Annotated in this window: 18 protein-coding genes; 8 read left to right on the forward strand and 10 right to left on the reverse strand. The window is 61.0% G+C overall.

The genetic code is table 11. The features are described 5' to 3' along the window. Positions 1-24 precede the first annotated feature (24 nt). The 6 genes from DDE20_RS11720 to DDE20_RS11750 all read right to left on the reverse strand — a co-directional run bounded on the left by DDE20_RS11720 (position 25) and on the right by DDE20_RS11750 (position 7081). A complete protein-coding gene (locus tag DDE20_RS11720) occupies positions 25-1473 on the reverse strand; it encodes an NAD-dependent succinate-semialdehyde dehydrogenase (RefSeq protein ID WP_116558676.1) in 1449 nt (482 codons plus the stop codon). 128 nt (positions 1474-1601) lie between these two features. Continuing rightward, on the reverse strand, positions 1602-3263 hold the full coding sequence (locus DDE20_RS11725) for a BCCT family transporter (RefSeq protein WP_116558677.1): 1662 nt from the start codon (positions 3261-3263) through the stop codon (positions 1602-1604). Positions 3264-3408: 145 nt separating this feature from the next. Beyond that, positions 3409-4695, reverse strand: coding sequence for a nuclear transport factor 2 family protein (locus DDE20_RS11735; protein WP_240608009.1), 1287 nt, complete (start codon positions 4693-4695; stop codon positions 3409-3411). After that, on the reverse strand, positions 4692-5186 hold the full coding sequence (locus DDE20_RS11740; protein WP_116558678.1) for a flavin reductase family protein: 495 nt from the start codon (positions 5184-5186) through the stop codon (positions 4692-4694). The genes DDE20_RS11735 and DDE20_RS11740 overlap by 4 nt, the downstream gene beginning before the upstream one ends. Before the next feature lies 1 nt (position 5187). Beyond that, the gene (locus tag DDE20_RS11745) at positions 5188-5865 is read right to left on the reverse strand and encodes a glutathione S-transferase family protein (RefSeq protein ID WP_116558679.1); all 678 of its coding nucleotides are present in this window, start codon (positions 5863-5865) and stop codon (positions 5188-5190) included. Further along, a complete protein-coding gene (locus DDE20_RS11750; protein ID WP_240608010.1) occupies positions 5858-7081 on the reverse strand; it encodes an LLM class flavin-dependent oxidoreductase in 1224 nt (407 codons plus the stop codon). The genes DDE20_RS11745 and DDE20_RS11750 overlap by 8 nt, the downstream gene beginning before the upstream one ends. 61 nt (positions 7082-7142) lie before the next feature. Between DDE20_RS11750 and DDE20_RS11755 the strand changes: the two genes are divergently transcribed. Together DDE20_RS11755 and DDE20_RS11760 are read left to right on the forward strand one after the other, a co-directional pair. Next, complete coding sequence (locus DDE20_RS11755; protein ID WP_116558680.1) at positions 7143-7382, forward strand: hypothetical protein; 240 nt, start codon at positions 7143-7145, stop codon at positions 7380-7382. A gap of 9 nt (positions 7383-7391) precedes the next feature. Beyond that, on the forward strand, positions 7392-8018 hold the full coding sequence (locus DDE20_RS11760) for a helix-turn-helix domain-containing protein (protein WP_116558681.1): 627 nt from the start codon (positions 7392-7394) through the stop codon (positions 8016-8018). A 143-nt stretch (positions 8019-8161) separates the two neighbouring features. On the opposite strand, the gene DDE20_RS11765 is transcribed toward DDE20_RS11760, so the two are convergent. Then, positions 8162-9103, reverse strand: a complete 942-nt coding sequence (locus tag DDE20_RS11765) for a LysR substrate-binding domain-containing protein (RefSeq protein WP_116558682.1) — start codon at positions 9101-9103, stop codon at positions 8162-8164. A 137-nt stretch (positions 9104-9240) separates the two neighbouring features. On the opposite strand from DDE20_RS11765, the gene DDE20_RS11770 reads away from it, so the two are divergent. From DDE20_RS11770 to DDE20_RS11795, 6 genes are all read left to right on the forward strand, one after another. Then, entirely contained in the window at positions 9241-10290 is a 1050-nt protein-coding gene (locus DDE20_RS11770; protein ID WP_116558683.1) for an extracellular solute-binding protein, read from the forward strand. A 150-nt stretch (positions 10291-10440) separates the two neighbouring features. Next, the gene (locus DDE20_RS11775; protein ID WP_116558684.1) at positions 10441-12156 is read left to right on the forward strand and encodes a putative 2-aminoethylphosphonate ABC transporter permease subunit; all 1716 of its coding nucleotides are present in this window, start codon (positions 10441-10443) and stop codon (positions 12154-12156) included. A gap of 94 nt (positions 12157-12250) precedes the next feature. Beyond that, positions 12251-13066 (forward strand): inositol monophosphatase family protein, encoded by an 816-nt coding sequence (locus DDE20_RS11780; protein WP_116558685.1) that lies wholly within the window; start codon positions 12251-12253, stop codon positions 13064-13066. A 5-nt stretch (positions 13067-13071) separates the two neighbouring features. Next, complete coding sequence (locus DDE20_RS11785) at positions 13072-14193, forward strand: putative 2-aminoethylphosphonate ABC transporter ATP-binding protein (protein ID WP_116558726.1); 1122 nt, start codon at positions 13072-13074, stop codon at positions 14191-14193. 190 nt (positions 14194-14383) lie between these two features. After that, positions 14384-15019 carry a TetR/AcrR family transcriptional regulator gene (locus tag DDE20_RS11790; protein ID WP_116558686.1) on the forward strand — a complete coding sequence of 212 codons (636 nt, stop codon included), beginning with the start codon at positions 14384-14386 and terminating at the stop codon, positions 15017-15019. A gap of 29 nt (positions 15020-15048) precedes the next feature. Then, positions 15049-16590 carry a trimethylamine methyltransferase family protein gene (locus tag DDE20_RS11795; RefSeq protein ID WP_116558687.1) on the forward strand — a complete coding sequence of 514 codons (1542 nt, stop codon included), beginning with the start codon at positions 15049-15051 and terminating at the stop codon, positions 16588-16590. Between the two features lie 152 nt (positions 16591-16742). Here DDE20_RS11795 and DDE20_RS11800 read toward each other — a convergent pair whose 3' ends face one another. The 3 genes from DDE20_RS11800 to dctP are packed head-to-tail and all read right to left on the reverse strand — an operon-like array spanning position 16743 to position 19592. Beyond that, positions 16743-18053, reverse strand: a complete 1311-nt coding sequence (locus DDE20_RS11800; RefSeq protein WP_116558688.1) for a TRAP transporter large permease — start codon at positions 18051-18053, stop codon at positions 16743-16745. A gap of 4 nt (positions 18054-18057) precedes the next feature. Next, the gene (locus tag DDE20_RS11805; RefSeq protein ID WP_116558689.1) at positions 18058-18573 is read right to left on the reverse strand and encodes a TRAP transporter small permease; all 516 of its coding nucleotides are present in this window, start codon (positions 18571-18573) and stop codon (positions 18058-18060) included. Positions 18574-18587: 14 nt separating this feature from the next. Next, positions 18588-19592 carry a TRAP transporter substrate-binding protein DctP gene (gene dctP / locus DDE20_RS11810; protein ID WP_116558690.1) on the reverse strand — a complete coding sequence of 335 codons (1005 nt, stop codon included), beginning with the start codon at positions 19590-19592 and terminating at the stop codon, positions 18588-18590. Between the last annotated feature and the right edge of the window lie 39 nt (positions 19593-19631).

A 19631-nucleotide genomic window follows, 5' to 3' on the forward strand; every position in this document is an offset into this window, starting at 1 on the left:
CGAGACCTGCCGCCGGATGTTCAGTCAGATGCTCAGGCAGCAATATTTGATCTCGAGATAATCTTCGATCCCGTATTTCGACCCTTCACGCCCCTGCCCGCTTTCTTTGACCCCGCCGAAGGGCGCAACCTCGGTCGAGATCAGACCGGTGTTCACCCCGACCATACCGTAATCCAGCCCCTCCATCATCCGCCAGACCCGCGACAGCGTGTTGGTATAGACATAGGAGGCAAGGCCGAATTCGCTGGCATTGGCGGCCTCTAGCACCTCGTCCTCACTGTCAAAGCGGAACACCGCCGCCAGCGGGCCGAAGGTCTCGTCCCGCGCCACCGCCATTTGCGAGGTCGCCTCGGCGATCACCGTTGGCTCAAAGAAAGTACCGCCCAAAGCGTGTGCCGCGCCGCCCAAGGCGATGCGTGCGCCCTTGGCCAGCGCGTCGTCGATATGGGCGCGCACCTTGTTCACCGCCGCATCGCTGATCAGCGGGCCGATTGCGGTGCCCGCCGCGAAGCCGTCGCCGACCGGCAGTTTCGCCACCGCCGCGCTTAGGCGTTCGACAAAATCCTCATAGACCCCGTTATGCACATAGATCCGGTTGGTGCAGACGCAGGTTTGTCCGGCGTTGCGAAATTTCGAGACAATCGCGCCTTCGACCGCCGCATCCAGATCGGCGTCGTCAAACACGATGAAGGGCGCATTGCCGCCCAGTTCCAAGGACAGTTTCTTCAACTGCGCCGCGCCCTGCTGCATCAGGATCTTGCCGACCCGCGTCGAGCCGGTGAAGCTGATCTTGCGCATCTTGGGATGGGCGCAGAAGGCCTGTCCGGTCGCCGCTGCGTCCGAGGACGGCAGCACCGAGAACACCCCCGGCGGGATACCCGCCTCTTCGGCCAGCCGGGCCATCGCCAGCGCCGAAAGCGGCGTTTCACTGGCCGGACGCACCACCATCGTGCAGCCCGCCGCCAGCGCCGGAGCCGCCTTGCGGGTGATCATCGCATTGGGAAAGTTCCACGGGGTGATCGCGCCGACCACGCCGACCGGCTGTTTGAGCACCAGAATCCGCTTGTCGCGCTGGTGGCCGGGGATGGTATCGCCGTAGACGCGTTTGGCTTCCTCGGCGAACCATTCGATAAAACTGGCGCCATAAAGCACCTCGCCCTTCGCCTCGGCCAGCGGTTTGCCCATCTCGGCGGTCAGGATCATGGCCAGATCATCGGCATGCGCGATCATCAGATCGTGCCACGCCCGCAAGAGTGCCGCGCGCTCTTTGCCGGTCCGCGCGGCCCAGTCACGCTGGGCTATCGCGGCGGCGTCAATCGCGTGGTTGACCTCCTCCACCGTGCAGTCGGCAACCTCGGCGACCAGCGCACCTGTGGCGGGGTTATGCACCGCAATCCGCGCTGTGCCATCCAGCCAGAGGCCATTCGCATAGGCTTGGGTTACCAATAGATCGGGGCGGGAAAGCTGCAGCATGTTGGATATCTCGGCGCGTGAAAAATGGAAAATTCTGTGGGGATTGGAACCCGTCAGGGCCTCGCACCCCGGACCCGGCGCAAGGCCGGATCGCATTTAGGGGTGCGACGCATTCTTGAAAGGCGTGATTACTCAGCCGCTTGCTCGGCGGGCATGACCGTCGAGGGCACGCCATTGGCCATCCGGCGGGTGTCGTTGAACACCGCTTTGAGCAAGGAGACGCACATCAGAGCCATCACCACGCTGAACGGCAATGCTCCGATCACCATCGCGGTCTGGATCGCGCCGATGCCACCGATCAGCAGCAAGGCTGCGACCACGCCGCCCACGGCAACGCCCCAGAAGATGATATGCGGACGTGCTTTCGGCCCCTCGTAGCCACCGGCGTTGATCGTGTTCACCACCAGCACCGCGGAATCCGCCGAGGTCACCAGATAGGTCATCAGCAAGACCACAATCAGCGCCGCCATCAGCCAGCTCAGAAAGGCCGAGGGGATCAGCACATCCATCATCGCAAAGATCTTGCCGCCATCGGTGGCGCCGGAGATCGCGCCCGCCGCCTCGCCGGTCATCTCGAGATGCATCGCCGTGCCACCTGCCAGCGAGAACCAAACACAGGCGATCAGCGAGGGCACCGCAACCACACCGATGACGAATTCACGCACCGTGCGGCCTTTGGAGATCCGCGCCAGAAACAGGCCGACGAAAGGCGCAAAGGCAATCCACCATGCCCAGTAGAACACCGTCCAGCCGCCCTGCCAGCCGACCAGCGCATCGCCGGTCTCGGTGCCGCCTTCATAGACGGTGAACAGCAGCGCAGGCAGATCGAGGATATAGACCCAGAGCCCTTGGAACAGCGAGGTCAGGCCAAAGGTTGTTGCGCCGAAGACCAGCAGGAAGGCCAGCACAAAGAACGAGAGCACCATATTGATGTTCGACAGCCATTTGATCCCGCGGCCAACGCCCGAGACCGCCGATAGGGTCGAGGCGCCCATGATCAGCACAATCGCCACGATGATCCCCGCCGCCGAGGGCGTGCCATCGGCCAGCGTCAGATAGCCGCCCAGACCAATGCGGCTGAGCCCGTCGACCAACTGGTTGACGCCAAAGCCGAGGGCCTGCGCAACGCCAAACACCGTCGCCACCACCGCGAAAACGTCGATCGCATGGCCGAGCGGACCCGAAAGATGGCGCCCGAACAGCGATACCAGCGACGAGCGCATGGTCATCGGCAGACCGCGCCGGTAGGTGAAATAGGCCAGACAGAGACCGGCCACCGCATAGGTCGCCCAAGCGGAAATGCCCCAATGCAGGAACGACCACTTGAAGGCGTTGGTGATATTATCCGCCCCGCCGGAACTGGCCAGCCCGAGCAGAACATCGGGGTTGTTGTTGAAATTATACGACGGTTCGGCCACCGCCCAAGTCAGCATGCCGACCCCGATCCCGGCGCCGAACATCATCGAATACCACGAGAAGCTGGAAAACTCGGGCGTGTCACCCGCTAGACCCAGCTTCAGCCGCCCCGAGGCGGGCCAGAGCGCGAGAATGCCGCATACCACGACAAAAGCGCCCATGACATAGATATACCATGTGGCAAAGCTCGACAGGATATAGCCGTTGATCGCGGCCAGAACCCGACCGGCTTCTTCGGGATAGGCGACCGCCCAGATCACCACGATGGCGATGATCATCGTCGAGGTCATGGTCACAGCACGCGAAAAACCGTTGTAGAACCCTTTGTCATGGGTCGGTATCGGCAGATGCAATAGCGGAGGTTTCTTAGACATGATTTGGTCCCTGTTGCAGTTTGTTATTCTTATTTTTGGGTTGAGGCGACCCCTTCCGGGCGCGCCGCAAGACGCGCCCGAGAGTGGCCGGTGACATCTGACGGCGCGATACGCGACCTGTCAGCAATTGGATTTCAGTGGAAAATCAGGTGTTTCGGATTTTGTAATAGGTATCTTTGTAGACCATCTTGCCGTCTTTGAAGGTCATGATGTCGATGCTCTGATACTCTTCTTTGGTGCCGTCCTTATGGGTCGCGGTGCGCAGATATTCGCAATAGGCTTTGTCGCCCGCGATCCGGCAATCGAGGGTTTTCCAATGGACGTTCTCGACCTTGTCGAACAGCCCCTTGAACACGCCGCGCACGGTCTCGGCGCCCTCAAAGCGCACACCATATGCCTCGGGGCCAGCGGCGTGGTCAAAGACGATATTGTCGTCGATATAGGCCATCACCGCATCGACATCATTGGCGTTGAAGGCATCGCCCACGGCGTCAACGAATTCGCGGGTAAGTTCGGTCATTGTCTGGTCTTTCATAGTCGGGTCTTTCCTGTTGAGGCCAAGCATGGCGCAGGTTTTGTGAAAGAAATCGCTGGCCGGATCGGCCAAGGTGTTGAGTTCGTCGAAATGGTCCACATCGGGCACCACATAGACGTCAATGCGGCGCGCCTCGGTGGCGTATTTCTCGGCGTAGATACGAGCCTGACGGTGGAACTCGTCGGTTTCCTTGCCGCCCACCACCACCAGTTGCGGGGCATTGGTTAGCGGCGGGTGCTGGGTCATCGGGCTTTCGCGCTCGGCCTCTGCGGCATCCATGCGCAGCGCCGCGTTGAGCGCCTCGGTCAGCCGCACCGGCTCGAGATAGCTGAGCGGCGAGACCGGCACGCCGGTTTTCACCAGATCAGCGGGCAGATCGGCGCCATAGGCGGGCCAATCCGTCGCCATCATCATCTGCGTCAGATGACCGCCCGCCGAATGCCCCATCACCGTCAGCCGCTCGCGGTTGACGCCCAGTTCCGCCGCATGGCGGTAGACAAAGGCGACCCCCTCGCGGATTTCAGCGGAGATATGGGTGATGGTGACCTCGGGGCAAAGATCATAGCCCAAGAGCACCACATTCACGCCCGCCGCGATGAACGGCTCGGCGATAAAACTGTAGACGGATTTGTCGCCGCGCTGCCAATAGCCGCCGTGGATAAACACCAAAGTCGGGGCCTGCGCATCGCCACAATGGAACACATCAAGCAGTTGCTTGGGCCCGTTGCCATAGCGCACGTCCAGTTTGCAGGCGCGGGCCTCGCGAGTGGCGGCGCTGCGCGCGATCCAGTCAGGGACTACGGTTTCTTCATAATTCGGACGTCCGGCGCGCAGGTTATACTGCGCGTCAAACTCCGCGGGCGAAAAGCGCTGGTGATAGTTCAAAGCGTCGCTCATGCTTGCACCTGTGCTGGCTCTTGCGGTTGGGCGGCGAAAAACACGCCGCGGCAATAGGTCAGCGGCGGGTTGGCGGTATGGGTGTAATGCACCACTCGGCCCAGAAGGATCTCGTGATCGCCCGCATCCACACGCTCATGGACCACGCAGTCCAGACAGGCGGCGGCTTCGGGGAACAGCGGCGCGCCCTCGCCCTGCCGCTGCCACGGCGTGCCGGCAAAGCGGTTCTCGGTGTTGCTGGCGAAATGCATCGCCAGATCGCGCTGTTCGTCGGCCAGAATGTTGACCGCGAATGTCGAGGCCTTGGCCAGCGTCGGAAACACCCGCCCGTTTTTGGCCACGCAAACCGAGATTATCGGCGGGTCCAGCGACACCGAGGTAAAGGAATTTGCGGTCAGCCCCCAAGGCTCGCCTTGCTCGTCAAAGGCGGTGACGATGGTCACACCGGTCGGAAACGAGCCGAGCGCGCGGCGATAATCTTTCACGTCCATCTCAAATCACTCCTTCCGCAGCGCTGGCTTTTTCCAGTGCCTGCCAGTCGTCGGGGTTTCTGCCGAAAAACCGCATCACATGCGCCTGATAGGCGGGACGCGCGCTGAGCCGTTGATACCAAGCCTCAACATGCGGCAGCGACGGGCGCTCGACCTCGATGTTGAAGAACCGGTAGGCGATACAGCCCAAGGGAATATCCCCCATGGTGAAGTGATCGCCCGCCACATAGGCCTGCTCTGCCAGATGCGCGTCGAGAATGCGCAGGGCTGCAACGCTGGCATCACGCAGCTCGGCGATCTTCGCCGGATCGCGGTCCTCGGGCTGGCAGCGCACGGTGGCAAAGAACAGCTGGATCACCGGCGGGAAGGCAATCGAGGCGCTCCAGTCCATCCATTGCTCGGCCACCGCGCGTTGTTGCAGATCACGCGGATAAAGCGTGCCTTCGCCGTAGCGGCTGCACAAATAGCGCACGATGGTCAGGCTCTCCCAGAGCGGGAAATCACCGTCGCGGATCGCGGGGATCATTTTATTCGGGTTGATCTTGGCAAACTCGTCGGTATCGAGCTTGCCAAAGCTGCCACCGGCGAGCTGCAACTGGTAGTCCAGTTGCAACTCGTTGGCCGTCCAGATCACTGGAATCACATTCGAGGAATAGGGCCGCCCCCAGATCTCAAGCATCGACCAGCTCCCGCTTCTGCGCGATCGACTGGGTGCCAAAACGCGGCACCACATGCTCGAACAGCCGGTTCCAGCTGGCGAGGATCTTCTCGTAGGGAACGCCGGTGTATTGCTGCATCAGCATCAGATGGTCGAGCCCGATGGTCTCCTGCTTTTCGGCGAATTTATCGGCGACGAACTCGGCGTCACCGACCACGATGATCCCGCGCTTGTTGAGGAAATCGAACCAATCCATGCCCTCGTCTTCGGGGGTCATCTCTTCGCCGATATCCAGATAGCCGCGCTTGGTCCATTCGCCAGCCGGACGCGAGCCGCCGAGGAATTCATAATAGGCGTTGATGCTCGGGCGGATCGTGTCGATCGCCTCTTGCATGCTTTCGCCGACATAGACCGCGGTGCAGACGCCGACGCCTTCGCCCAGCGGCACCTCGCGCCCCTCGCGCTTGCCCAAAGCCTCGCGATAGGCTTCCCAGCAGGCCAGCGTGCTTTTCGGCCCCGCCGACATCGAGATCACGCCCCAGCCTTTTTCACCGGCCAGTTTGAAGGTCGGCGGCGCGTTCGACATCAGCCAGACCGGCGGATGGCCGGGCGTATAGGGCCGCGGATGCACATACATCGCTTTATATTCGCCGTCCTCGTCGTGATAACGCGGATCGAGCGGCTCGAAGAAACGGTTGGTTTCCTTCCAGCCCGGCACCGGGAACTGATAGAATTCGCCCTTATGGGTGAAGGCCTCATTGGTCCAGGCCTTGAGGATGATCTCCAGCGATTCCTGATAGAGCCGCATCACCTTGCCGTTGTCGCGGCGGTCAGCGTCGATGTTGAACTGGATCGTCGAACGCTCGTTGATGCCTTTGGCAACGCCGAAATCCACCCGCCCGAGGGTCATATTGTCCAGCATCGCGACATCTTCGGCGACGCGCAGCGGATGCCAGTCGGGCAGAATGATCGGCGCCGTGCCAACCCGCAGCTTTTTGCAATGCGCGGCGACATGGGTGCCCATCTGAATCGGGTTGGGCGGCGCATTCATGTAACCGTTATGCGCAAAATGGTGCTCGGTGAACCACGCGGTGGTGAATCCGGCCTGCTCGGCAAGCGAGCATTGTTCCAGAATCATCTCCAGCGTGCGGGTCCACGGAATGGTTTTGCCAGGGCTGAAATTGGCAATCAGATCAAATCGCAATGTATCCTCCATGAAGTTGAATTTTTGAATCATCTTCAACTTGGTTGATTTTATTGCGACAATTCAACTGCATTGCAATACAAAAGATGCATCAATGATGAAAGAATTTTATGTGTTTGTTTTCAGTATGTTGGCTCGGTTTTTTGATGCACTTTCTGCACCCGCATTCATCGCTGCACTGCGGCGCGAGAAAGGAAAACACCCGATTCCGACCCGTGCCCAGCTCCCGCCTCACGACCATCGCGCCGGTGCGGCAAGGCCGGTTTTGCAGCCGCAGAATTGTCGCGTCACCGAACACACTCACCGATTGAATCTGGGTGCCAAAAACCGCTAAATACGCCGCATGAGCACAGCAGACACAAAAGCCGACGCCGAGCGTCTTGGCGCCGAAATCCGCGAAGTTCGCAAGGCGCGCGGCATGACGTTGAAGGACCTCAGCGCGCAGCTTTCCTGTTCGGCGGCCTATCTGAGCCGTATCGAATTGGGCACGGCGCGGGTCTCGAAGGCGCTGCTTGACGAGATCAGCGCAGCGCTACAGGTCGATGCGGATTGGTTCTTTCCCAAACGGCCCGGTGCCGGACCTTTGGAATCACGCCATGTGGTGCGCGCCGAAAACCGGCGGCCTTTGTCCGGCATGTATACCCGCTCCAAAGAGGAATTGGGTTTTGAGGACGCGCTGCTGTCTTCGACCCTCTCAGGCCAATGCTATCTGATCCTCTCGCGCTTCCCCCCCTGCGAGGGGGCGCCACCCGAGCCGCCGGAACCTCTCGAAGGCTATGCCTTTGAAGGTGAGCAACACGCCATCGTGCTCAGTGGCGAGGTCGAATTGCGCCTCGGTGATGAGGTGATCGTCTTGCGCGCCGGTGATAGTTTCTCCTATCCGGCCACCATCGCCCACCGCTTCCGCAACCGCCGCTCCGAAGAAGCAACCATGGTCTGGGCCATGTCTCCGGTCCGCATCACCTGGTGAGCTAGAAATATCCGCTGCGATCAGCTCGGGGAACTTGTTTCTAGCCTTGCCTCACCAACTGCGATTTTCTGCGCCTTGCGGGTGGCGACAGGATTGATTTCGCGAAACAAATCCAGACACCACCCCGCCAACAATCCTTGCACTCAGACATAGCGCGCGATGGTCGGGTCGGCCTGTTGCGCGGCCTCGATCTCGGCGTCGAACAGGCTCAGGAATTCCTGCGCCGCCACCGACAAAGGCGCTTCGGGCGAGGAAATGATACGGATATCAAAGGGGATCGTGGCTTTGAGCGGGCGCACGATGATCCCGTGCGGCGCGTAGTGGCGGGCGGTGAACGGGTCGACAATCGCCACGCCGGTGCCTTCGCTGACCATCGCGCAGGCAGCTATCGACTGGTGCACAGTGATCCGCAGGCTTGGCTCAAGCGCGGCGTAGAGTTCCGCGCCCGAAGGGTGATGGGTCAGGAATTCGCGCTGCAGACCAATCACCGTCTCGCCCGCCAGATGCTCGGCGGTGATCACCTTATGACGCGCCAGCGGATGGCCCACGGGCAGCGCGCAAACGCAGCGGAACTGCCATTCGCGCTCGACCCGCACGGCGCTGGTCACCGCGCTCGGATCGACGATCCCCAGATCGGCAAAACGAGCGGTGACCAGATCGACAATCTGCCGCGACTGGCTGGTTTTGCACGAGACATGGATCTGCGGATGCGCCTGATTGAACCGGCGCAACACCCGCGGCGTGATCGAGATTGCCAGCGCAATAAACGAGCCCAGCCGCAACTGCCCATGCGCCAGCGTGCGAATGTCATTCGCGGTATGCGCCAGCCGCTGCATGGTGTGAAAATACTTCTGGATCTCGTCATAAAACAGCATCGCTTCGGCGGTGGCGACCAGACGCCCTTTGCGGCGCTCGAACAGCGCGAAACCGATGCTGTCCTCAAGGCTACGCAGCAGGCGGCTGACGCTGGGTTGCGAGATATGCATGAGGTTGGCGGCGGCGGTGACCGAGGCGGCTTCGACCACCGCTTTGAAGGCCTCAACCTGCCTCGGGCTGATCGTATCGCTGCGGCTTGGCTGGTCCATTTGCACGGTTCCTCCCCATCAAAGCTATAGCATTGATGAATGACTGACAGAAAAATTGCTCTTTGACTATATGGAATTTGCTTCCGATACTCCTGTGACAAGAAACGCAAAACATAGAAAATCGGGAGGACAACATCATGGTAAAGCCCCTTGTGCCGCACCCTTTCCGCGCGCTCTGCGCCACGCTTATGGTCTCGGGCGCCGCGCTGCTTGGCACCGCGCAGACCGCCGAGGCAGAGGAACTGACCGTCTATAGCGCCATGGCCAAAGGTCATTTCGCCGAGTTGATGGAAGCATTCCAAGCGCTGGAGCCGGACCTGCAAATCAACCAGTTGATCGATTCCAACGGGCCAATTATGGCGCGGCTACTGGCCGAACAGGAGAACCCGCGCGCCGATATCATCTTTGGCGCCTCGGTGCCCGGTCTGGTGATGCTCGAAGAACGCGGGATGCTGGAACAATATGCGCCCGCCGGTCTGGATCAAATCAAGGACCGGTTCCGCGACAACCGCTCGGATCCGCCGCATTGGGTCGGCACCGACGCTTGGGCCTCGGCAATCTGCTTCAATGAAGCCGAGGGTGAGCGGCTCGGGGTTGAGGCACCAACCAGCTGGGAGGATCTGCTGCGCCCCGAATACGCCGGTATGATCACCATGCCGAACCCGAACTCCTCGGCCACCGGTCTCTTGGCGATTGTCGGCTGGGCCGAGATTTTCGGCGAAGAGGGCGCTTGGGACTATATGGACGCGCTGCACGAAAACGTCACCCAATACGTGCACTCGGGCTCCAAACCCTGCCGCATGGCGGCTTCGGGCGAGGCGGTGATCGGGATTTCCTATCCGGCTCCGGGGGTCAAGGCGATCAACGATGGCGTGCCTCTGAGCGTGATCATCCCCGCCGAAGGGGTCGGCTCCGAGGTTGAGGGCGTGGCGATCATCGCCGGTGCGCGCAACCCCGATGCCGCCCGCCGGTTGGCCGATTTCGCCACCAGCTTCGAGGCGCATCAGATCCACAACAGCTATTACGCGCTGGTCGGGCGCGAGGGTGTCACCAATGACGTGCCGAACTACCCCGCCGGCGAAGAAGAAGCGCTGGTCGATGTGGATTTCTACTGGGTGGCCGAGAACCGCGACCGCATTCTCGAAGAATGGCAAGAGCGTTACGGGCGTAAGGACGAGCCGCGCTAACACCCGCGACTCAACGCACCTAAGCGCTTGATATGACACATCATCGGTCCGGCATCTGCCGGGCTGATGCCCCCGCAGGTCATGACGCCAGCGGCGGGCAATGAGCGACGGCACGCAATTCCCCAGACAATGTGAGAAGGCTGACGGCAAATGGTCACGACGGTTTCGGCGATTGAGCCCCCACAGCGCAAGATACGAATTTCGACCAGCGGCGAGGACCTGTTGTTGAGGCTTTGCCTGATCGCACTGGCCGCGTTTCTGGTGGTTGCGCTCTTGCTGCCGATCTACACGCTCTTGTCCAAAGGGGTGCAGGATGTCGACGGCAATTTCGTCGGCTTGCAAAACTTCATCGCCTATTTCAACGAGCCGCGCGTGTCGGTGGTGTTCTTCAACAGTCTGCGCATTTCGGTGGTCTCGACCGCGATCACCCTGCTGTTGGCGGGTACCTATGCTTTCGCGCTAACCCATTCGCGGATGCCCGGGCGCGGGTTCTTTCGCGCCGTGGCCTTGGTGCCGCTGCTGACCCCGTCCCTGCTGCCCGGCATTGCGCTAATCTATCTCTTTGGCAACCAAGGTTTTTTCCGCGATTTCATGTTCGGCTATAGCCTGTATGGCCCGATCGGCATCGTCATCGGCGAGGTGTTTTTCACCTTCCCGATTGCCCTGATGATCGTGCTGACCTCGCTATTGACCATCGACCGGCGGCTTTATGAGGTCGCCAAAACCCTGCGCGCCGGGCGGCTGCGGTCATTCTTCACCGTGACGCTACCGGCGATGAAATTCGGCCTCAGCGCGGCGTTCTTCGCCACATTCACCAAGGTTTTCACGGATTTCGGCGTGCCGATTGTGGTCGGCGGCTCCTATCCGGTGCTGGCCACCGACCTCTATCAAAAGGTGATCGGCGGGTTTGATTTCCAGATGGGCGCGGTGGTCGGCATTTTGCTGTTCATCCCCGCCGCCATTGCCTTTCTGATCGGGCATTTGCTGCAACGCGGGCGCGGCGCCGGCATCGACGGCAGCGCGGTGATCTATATCCCCGAGAAAAGCCGTGGCCGCGATCTCGCCTGTTTCATCTTTTGCACCGCAATTGCGGTGGCGATCCTCGGCATCCTGCTGATGGCAGTGCTCGGCTCGATGTTCCGGCTCTGGCCCTATAATCTGAGCCTCTCCCTGGCCAGCTATAATTTCTCCGAGCATGATTCCAGCGGCTGGGGCGCTTACCGCAACAGCTTGAAACTGGCCGGCGGCACCGCGCTCTTTGGCACCGCATTGATCTTTTTCGGCGCCTATCTGCTGGAACGGATGCCCGGCGCGCGGCTGTTGCGGGCCATGATCGGCTTCATTGCCATGGTGCCCTTGGCAATGCCGGGGATGGTGCTGGGCCTGTCGTATATCTTTTTCTTCAACGATCCGGCGAACCCGCTGGGCGGCATCTACGGCACGATGATGATCCTGATCCTCAGCACCGTCGTGCATCTTTACACGGTGCCGCATCTGACCGCGCTGACCGCGCTCAAGCAGATTGATCCGGGGATCGAGGCCGCGGGCGCGTCGCTCAAGGTCTCGCGGTTCAGCACCTTCGGACGGGTGATCCTGCCGGTCTGTCTGCCGACCATCCTGCGCATCGCCAGTTACCTCTTCATGAACTCGATGACCACGATCTCGGCGCTGGTGTTCCTCTATTCGGCAAACTCGAAGGTCGCGACGATCTCGGTATTGCTGATGAATGACAACGCGATGCTGGGGCCTGCGGCGGCGATGAGCGTGCTGATCGTGGCCACTTCGGCGGGCGTGGTCAGCCTGCAATGGTTGCTGATGCGCGGGCTCTTGGGCCGCACCCAGGCCTGGCGCGGCAGCGAGCGCTGAGCCTCCGCGATCCAAAGATGAGCGGCGGCACCGTGATCTGCCGCCGCATGTGAAACACCACGCCCGCAAGCGGGCAAACAACAGGGAACATAGCATGACGGCTTCGACGACTGCGGCAGTGGCGCAGGAATTCATCGACTTCTCGCAAGAGCTGGCCGAGGCAAGCCGCGCGTTGATCCGGTCGCGGTTTCGCGGCACGATTGATGTCGAGATGAAGCCCGACAACACGCCGGTGACGCCCACCGATTTCGAGGTTGAAACGCTGCTGCGCGAGATGATCGCCACGCGCTACCCCGACCACGGGGTGATTGGCGAGGAACATCCCGACAGCGCCGCCGAGGCCGAGCATGTCTGGGTGATCGACCCGATTGACGGCACCCGCTCGTTCATCGCCGGCCGTCCGGTCTTCGGCACCTTGATCGCGCTGACCCGCGCGCAGGTGCCGGTGCTCGGAGTGGTCGATATCCCGATCACCCAAGAACGCTGGATCGGTGCGAAAGGCCATGAGACGCGCCTTAACGGCAAGCCCACGCGCACGCGGGCCTGCGCCTCGATGCGCGACGCGATCCTCTTGTCCACATCGCCCGAGTATTTCGATGGCGACGCCGCAATGCCCTTTGCACGGCTGGCGGAAAGTGCGCGGTTCACCATCTATGATGCGGGCACGCAGGGTTACGGGCTGGTCGCGAGTGGCTATGCCGATGCGATGGTGGTCGCACGCTACGGGATCGTCGATTATCTGGCCGCGGTGCCGGTGATCGAGGGCGCGGGCGGCGCGGTCTGCGACTGGAACGGTGCGCCACTGAGCGTGCACTCGGGCGAGCGGATCGTCGCGGTCGGCGACGCCGCACGGCTGCCCGAGGTGTTGGAATTGCTGGAACTAGAAGAAGCAAAAGGGCTCAGAGCATGATGAATATGGTCGACAATTCCGTGAACCCATCGCGCCCCGTTGAGGTGACAGAGGCTGAAAAAGCGCTGCGCATCTCGGGTCTGTCAAAATCCTTTGGCGCGTTTCAAGCGCTGCGCGACATCGAGCTGGAGATTGAAAAAGGCGAATTCGTCTGCTTTCTCGGCCCCTCGGGCTGTGGCAAAACCACACTCCTGCGCGCCATCGCCGGGCTTGAACCGCAGGATTACGGGCTGATCGAGCAAAACGGCGAGGATGTCTCCAGCCTGCCGGTGCATCGGCGCGACTTTGGCATCGTGTTCCAGTCCTACGCGCTGTTTCCCAATCTCTCGGTCACCCGCAACGTCGGCTACGGGCTGCGCGGCACCGGCATGAGTAAAGCCCAACGTCATGCGCGTATTGACGATTTGCTGGCGATGGTCGGGCTTGAGGGGCAAGGGTCGAAATACCCCGCGCAGCTATCCGGCGGGCAGCAACAACGCGTTGCCTTGGCGCGGGCGCTGGCCCCCTCGCCGGGGCTTTTGCTGCTGGACGAGCCACTCAGCGCGCTGGATGCTCAGGTGCGGCTGCATCTGCGGGACCAGCTGCGGCAGTTGCAGCGCGATCTCGGCGTCACCACGATCATGGTGACCCATGATCAGGACGAGGCGCTGGCGATTGCCGACCGAATCGTGGTCATGCGGCAGGGCGAAATCGAGCAGATCGGCTCGCCCGAGGAAGTGTTCACCGCGCCCGCGACGCCCTTTGTCGCGGGCTTTCTGGGCGATATGAATTTCATTCCTGCGAATGTGCATGAGGGTGGCACGCTTCGGATCGGCACATTGCCGGTTGCGGGCGCCCATGCACATGGTTTCGGCTCCGGCGCGGCGGTCAACCTCTGTATCCGGCCCGCCAATATATTGGTCGGTACGGCGGCGGAGGGCGCGCCGAACCAGTTGCAAACCCGCATCGAGACGATCTCCTTTCGTGGCAACGTCCACCGGCTCGTGGTGCGTTGCGATGCCATTGACCAATCGCTGGAACTCGAGTTTCGCCACAAGGGGCAAAGCGGGTTCGAGCTGACCGAAGGCGCGCCGCTAACCGTTGCGCTGCCGCCCGAAGATCTGGTGGTATTCCGCGCCGAGGGTTGAAGCAGCGCCGGTTTTAGCGTCAGGCGCATGGTCCGGTGTGACCTCTCGAACGAGTCCATCCGCCTGAAAGGTGGTTTTCCGCGTCTCTCGATTGCGTCCACCACCCGATGCTCTTGCATCGCGCGGCTGGCCCGAACTGCCATCTCCATACAGGTTTGATTTTCACTAAACACCCTTGTATGTTCGATGCATGAAAGCACTGGAAATCCGCACCGAACCTGCCCAAAAGCCGCAACTCGGCAGGGCCGACTGGCTGCGCGCCGCCATCGCCTGCCTGATGGATGAGGGGATCGAAGCGGTTCAAATCACCCGCCTCGCCACCGCAATCGGCGCCAGTCGCGGCAGCTTTTATTGGCATTTCAAGTCGCGTCAGGAATTGCTGGACGGGTTGCTGGATGAATGGTTCGCGGTCAACGGCCAGCGCATCAAAGAGGTGATGAGTAAAGCCGACAGCCTTGATCAGGGTATTTTGTCGTTCTTTGCAATCTGGACCAACCCCGCCCATTTCAACGCCGCCTTGGAGCAAGCGGTGCGCGATTGGGCGCGGCTCGATGACCGCGTTCTTGCCAAAGTGCGCAGCGAGGACGCCAGCCGCGTCGCCGTCATCACCACGCTTTTTGAACGCTCGGGCTATGCGCCACAAGACGCCGATGTGCGTGCTCGGGTGCTGTATTTCGCGCAGGTGGGTTATTTCGCGATGAACCCAGATGAGGCGGAAAAAGACCGAATGTCGCGGCTCGAGAACTACTTTTTCGCCTTCACCGGCAGGGAGTTAGACGAAGATCTCTCCGCGTCATTCCGGCGCGATCTGGAGGCGTTTTGCTAGCGCACAGGGACAAAGACACGGGGAACAGGATGTTGAGTAACAATAGATCGCGCCGTTCCGGCGGCCGCCGCAGAGCGCAATCCGAGGCGGCAAACCCCCTGCGTGAAACCCGCTATAAGCAACTGCGGCATCCGTTCCAGCCCCAGAGCATCTTTAGCGAGGATGAGGTCGCCAATATCCACCAGACCGCCTTGCGCGTGCTCGAAGACCTGGGGATCAAGGTCTTGCTGCCCGAAGCCCGCGAGATTTTCCGCACGGCAGGCGCGCGCGTCAAAGATGACATGGTGTTCATCGGTCGCGATATCGTGGCGGCAGCGCTGAAAACCGCCCCTGCCGCGATCCGCCTGCGCGCCGCCAATCCTGCCCGCGAGCAGATATATGAGACCGGCGCGATGCTGTTCATGGCGGGCGCTGGCTGCCCCAATGCCACCGACCTGAAACGCGGGCGCCGAGCGGGCGATCTGCAGGCCTTTGTCGAGACGCTGAAACTCGCGCAGACCTATGATGTCATCCATATGCTCGGCCCCTGTGTCGAGCCGCAGGATGTGCCGATCCAGTTTCGCCACTATGAGATGATGCGCGCGCAGCTGGTCCATTGCGACAAGCCGATGTTTGTCTATGCGCGCGGCTCGGCGCAGGTGAGCGAGAGTTTCGAGATGATTCGCAAGGCGCTGAGCCTGTCGGAGGGGGATTTCACCGACGGGGTCTGGGCGACAACGGTGATCAACTCGAATTCGCCGCGGATGCTGGATATTCCGATGGCGCAGGGGCTGATCGATTTCGCCCGCGCGGGCCAGATGTCGATCATCACCCCGTTCTGTCTCGCGGGGGCAATGGCGCCGATTACCGTAGCGGGCGCCTTGACCTTGCAACACGCCGAGGCCTTGACCGGCATCGCCTTGGCGCAGCTATCGCGCAGCGGCGCGCCGATCAGCTACGGTGGCTTCAGTTCGAATGTGGATATGAAATCCGGCGCCCCGGCCTTTGGCACGCCCGAGCATGTCAAGATGCAGATCGGCGCCGGTCAATTGGCGCGCTATATCGGCCTGCCCTGGCGTTCGGCGACCGGCGCCGCCTCCAATACCGCCGATATGCAGGCCGCGACCGAGACCAATATGGCGCTTTGGGGGGCGGCCATGGCCAATGCGACGCTGACGGTCCATGCGGCGGGCTGGCTGGAGGGTGGTTTGAGCTTTGGCTATGAAAAATTCATCAATGATATCGAGGCGCTGCAGACCATGGCCGAGCTCTGCACAAAGCCCCTCGGCAGCGACGCAGAGATCGGCTTTGATGCGCTGGCTGAGGTCGATCCGGGCGGGCATTTCTTTGCCACCCAACACACGATGGATCGCTATCAATCGGCCTTCTATGCGCCGCTGGTTTCCGACCTCACGAATTTCGGCGCATGGAGCGAGGCGGGCGCCCAGACTTCCACACAGCGGGCCACGGAGATCTGGACCAAAGACCTCGCGCAGTTTCAGAACCCCACCCATGGCGCCAGCGCCGATGAGCGCCTCGCACCCTTCATCGAGACCCGCAAACAGCAAGGCGGCGCCTACCCGCAAGGATAACACCGCCGCCCGCCGCCTCAGTCGGAGCCGATTGCCTTGAGACCGCCGCCAAGCCGGGCCTGATCAAACACCCTCGATAGGGCAAGCAAGGGCAAACACCGCCCTTCCCCGCCCAATTTCAACGCCGCCAAGCCGGGCCTGGCGGCGCTTGGTTACATCAAGCTAGGCAGCCATAGGATGATGCCGGGAAAGGCGATCATCAGTCCCATCAGCATAATGTTGATCACAATGAAGGGCAGCGCGGCCTTGTAGATATCGCCAATCGTGACTTCGGGCGGCGCGATGCCTTTCATCACAAACAGCGACAGACCAAAGGGCGGCGTGATGGTGGCCATCTCCAGATTGAGCATCATGATCGTGCCGAACCAGATCGGATCCCAGCCGAGCGCATGGATCACCGGCAGAAAGATCGGGATCGTCACCAGCACAATCGAGGTTTGCTCAAGGAACATCCCCATGATCATCACCACCAGCTGCATCAGCAGCAGCAGGATGATCGGATGCACCGGCAGATCGGTGGCGAAACTGGTGATCGCGCTGGTCACACCGGCAAAGCTAAGCAACTGGCTGAACCCTGCCGAGCCGGTCAGGATGATCAACACCATGATCGACAATGTTGTCGCCGAGGCCACTGCCGAGATGATCACCGCCTTGCTAAGCCGCCCGTAGAGCGCCGCGAGTATCAGGGTGATAAAGGTCCCCAGTGCCGCGGCCTCTGTCGGGGTGGCGATGCCAAAGAAGATCGAGGCAATCACCATCACGATGATCGACACCGGCGGCAGCAGATGCACGAAGGTCTCGCGCAGGCGCAGAGTCAGGCGCACATGCGGCACCTCATAGGCTGGCGCCAACTCGGGGTTCAAGGTGCAGCGGACAACGATATAGGTGGCGAACATCAGCGCCAGCAAAAGCCCGGGCACGACGATTGCGACCAATATCTTGGCGACCGAAAACCCGCCCAGACTGGCCATGACAATCGCCAAAGTGCTGGGTGGGATCAGGATCGCCAGGCTACCGCTGGCCAAAATCGGCCCGATCGTCATGGATTTGGCGTAGGCGCGTTCTTTCATCTCGGGCAGCAAGGCCGAGCCGAGGATCGCGACGCTGCCCATGGCGACGCCGGTCAGCGCCCCCAGAACCGCGCCGGTCAGGATCGCCAATACCGCCAGTCTCCCGGCAACAAAACCGATCCAATGGTCAAGCACGTCGATCATTTTGCGTGCGATGCCGGAATGGAACATAATCGTGCCCATCAGCACGAACATCGGGATCGGCACCAAGACAAAGGTCGAAATCGAGCTTTCGATGCTCAACACGATCTGGTTAAAGCCACTGGTGCCCCCCCAGAGGTAATAGACGCCGACAAGGTTGACCAAGAGAAAGGCGAAGGCCACCGGCAATCCGATGATCAAAAGCCCTCCAAGGCCGGAGAAGAAAAGCGCCAGAAATTGCCACCATTCCATAGCTTCAGGCCTCCGCTCTGAGTTCTTGATCGCCATCGAACCCGCCACGTGCGGCCACCACCGCGCGACGCAGGAATTCAATGCCCAACAGACCGGCCCCGATCGGGATCGGGATCAGGCCAATGGCACGCGGGATTTCCAACTCCTGCACCACCATTGTGCCGCGCATGTAGGTCGTATGCAGTGCGCTGAACCCGTAGTAGCACAGTGCAAAACATACTCCCGCGCCAACCAGCGAATTGAGCACGATCAACCCGCGTTTGGTCGGGTTGCGCACCGCGCCAAGCAGCAAATCGACGGTGACATGCCCATTATGGCGCAGCACCCAGACTGCGCCCAGAAAGGTCATATAGATCATTGCCATACCGCTTAGCTGGTCGATGCCGATGATGCCGCGTCCGGCTATGGCGCGCAGACCCACTTTGAAAACGGTGGCCATCATGATGGCCACCAAGAGAAGTCCGGCAACGACCGCAAAGAAGTTGACGATGCCGGTGAAGAGCTTTTCCAGAAACTTCATCAATCTTCCTGCGTTCACTCGCGACCGAGCAGCTGTGCGACTTCGGCGGCGCGCGCTTCACCCAACACTTCGGCATAATATTGCCACTGCGAGTCATTCGCGACCTGAGTCCATTGCGCGGCAGCTTCATCCGACAGCGACAGGAACTCCATCCCTGCTGCCTGCATCCGTTCGCGCTGTGTGTCTTCGGTCTCGCGGAACCAGTCGAGCGCAAACCCCTGCGCCTCTTGTGCGGCTTCGGTCAGAATGTCCTGCACCTCGGGCGAAAGACCATTCCACACCTCAAGGTTCATCGCGAGGCTGGCGCCGCTGCGATACATCCCATGGTCAACCAGATAGCTGGTGACTTCTTCCCAACCATTGTTGGTGTAGTTATCCGCAACCGGCCAGCTGAAACCGTCGACCGTCCCGCGGTCGATGGCAAGAAAGATGTCACTCGGCGGCAGAGTGATCGGCTCGGCGCCCACATCCTCGATAAAGTGGCGCAGGATCGGCGAGACGCGGATTTTGGTGCCGCTCAGATCGTCGACCGAGGAGACCTCGAAGTTGGTGCTCAACATATGGGTGCCGACGCCGACATCACCGGCAGCATGCGCCAGATACCGCACACCTTGTTCGGCGAACATTTCAACCAGATAGTTATAGATCTCGTGACCGGGGCCACCATCAGGAATTTGCAAGGAGGAAAGTTCGGTGAAATCGCCGCCGGGCACAACACCGGCCCAATAGTTCGGCGCGCCATACCAGACATCAAAGATGCCGTTCACCAAAGCCTCGGGCTGGTCAAAGGTCGGGATCACATCGGAGGCACCGATATAGCGGATCTGCACCACGCCTTCACCGAGCCGGTTGGTGGCTTCCATGAACCGGTTGCCGATTTCGGCGGTCGCCGAGGGCCCGATGGGGAACGAACCAACCATTCTGAGCGTCACTTGGCTGTGGGCAACATTGGCGGTGGTGAAACTCGCGAGCGTGCCTAGCACCACGGCGCCCATCGTCTGAGTAAAAGGGATGTTCATTGTATACTCCTTCTGTTGGAACTTCAGCTTGTCGCGACG

Source organism: Pararhodobacter oceanensis (genome assembly GCF_003076755.1).
Classification (GTDB): domain Bacteria; phylum Pseudomonadota; class Alphaproteobacteria; order Rhodobacterales; family Rhodobacteraceae; genus Pararhodobacter; species Pararhodobacter oceanensis.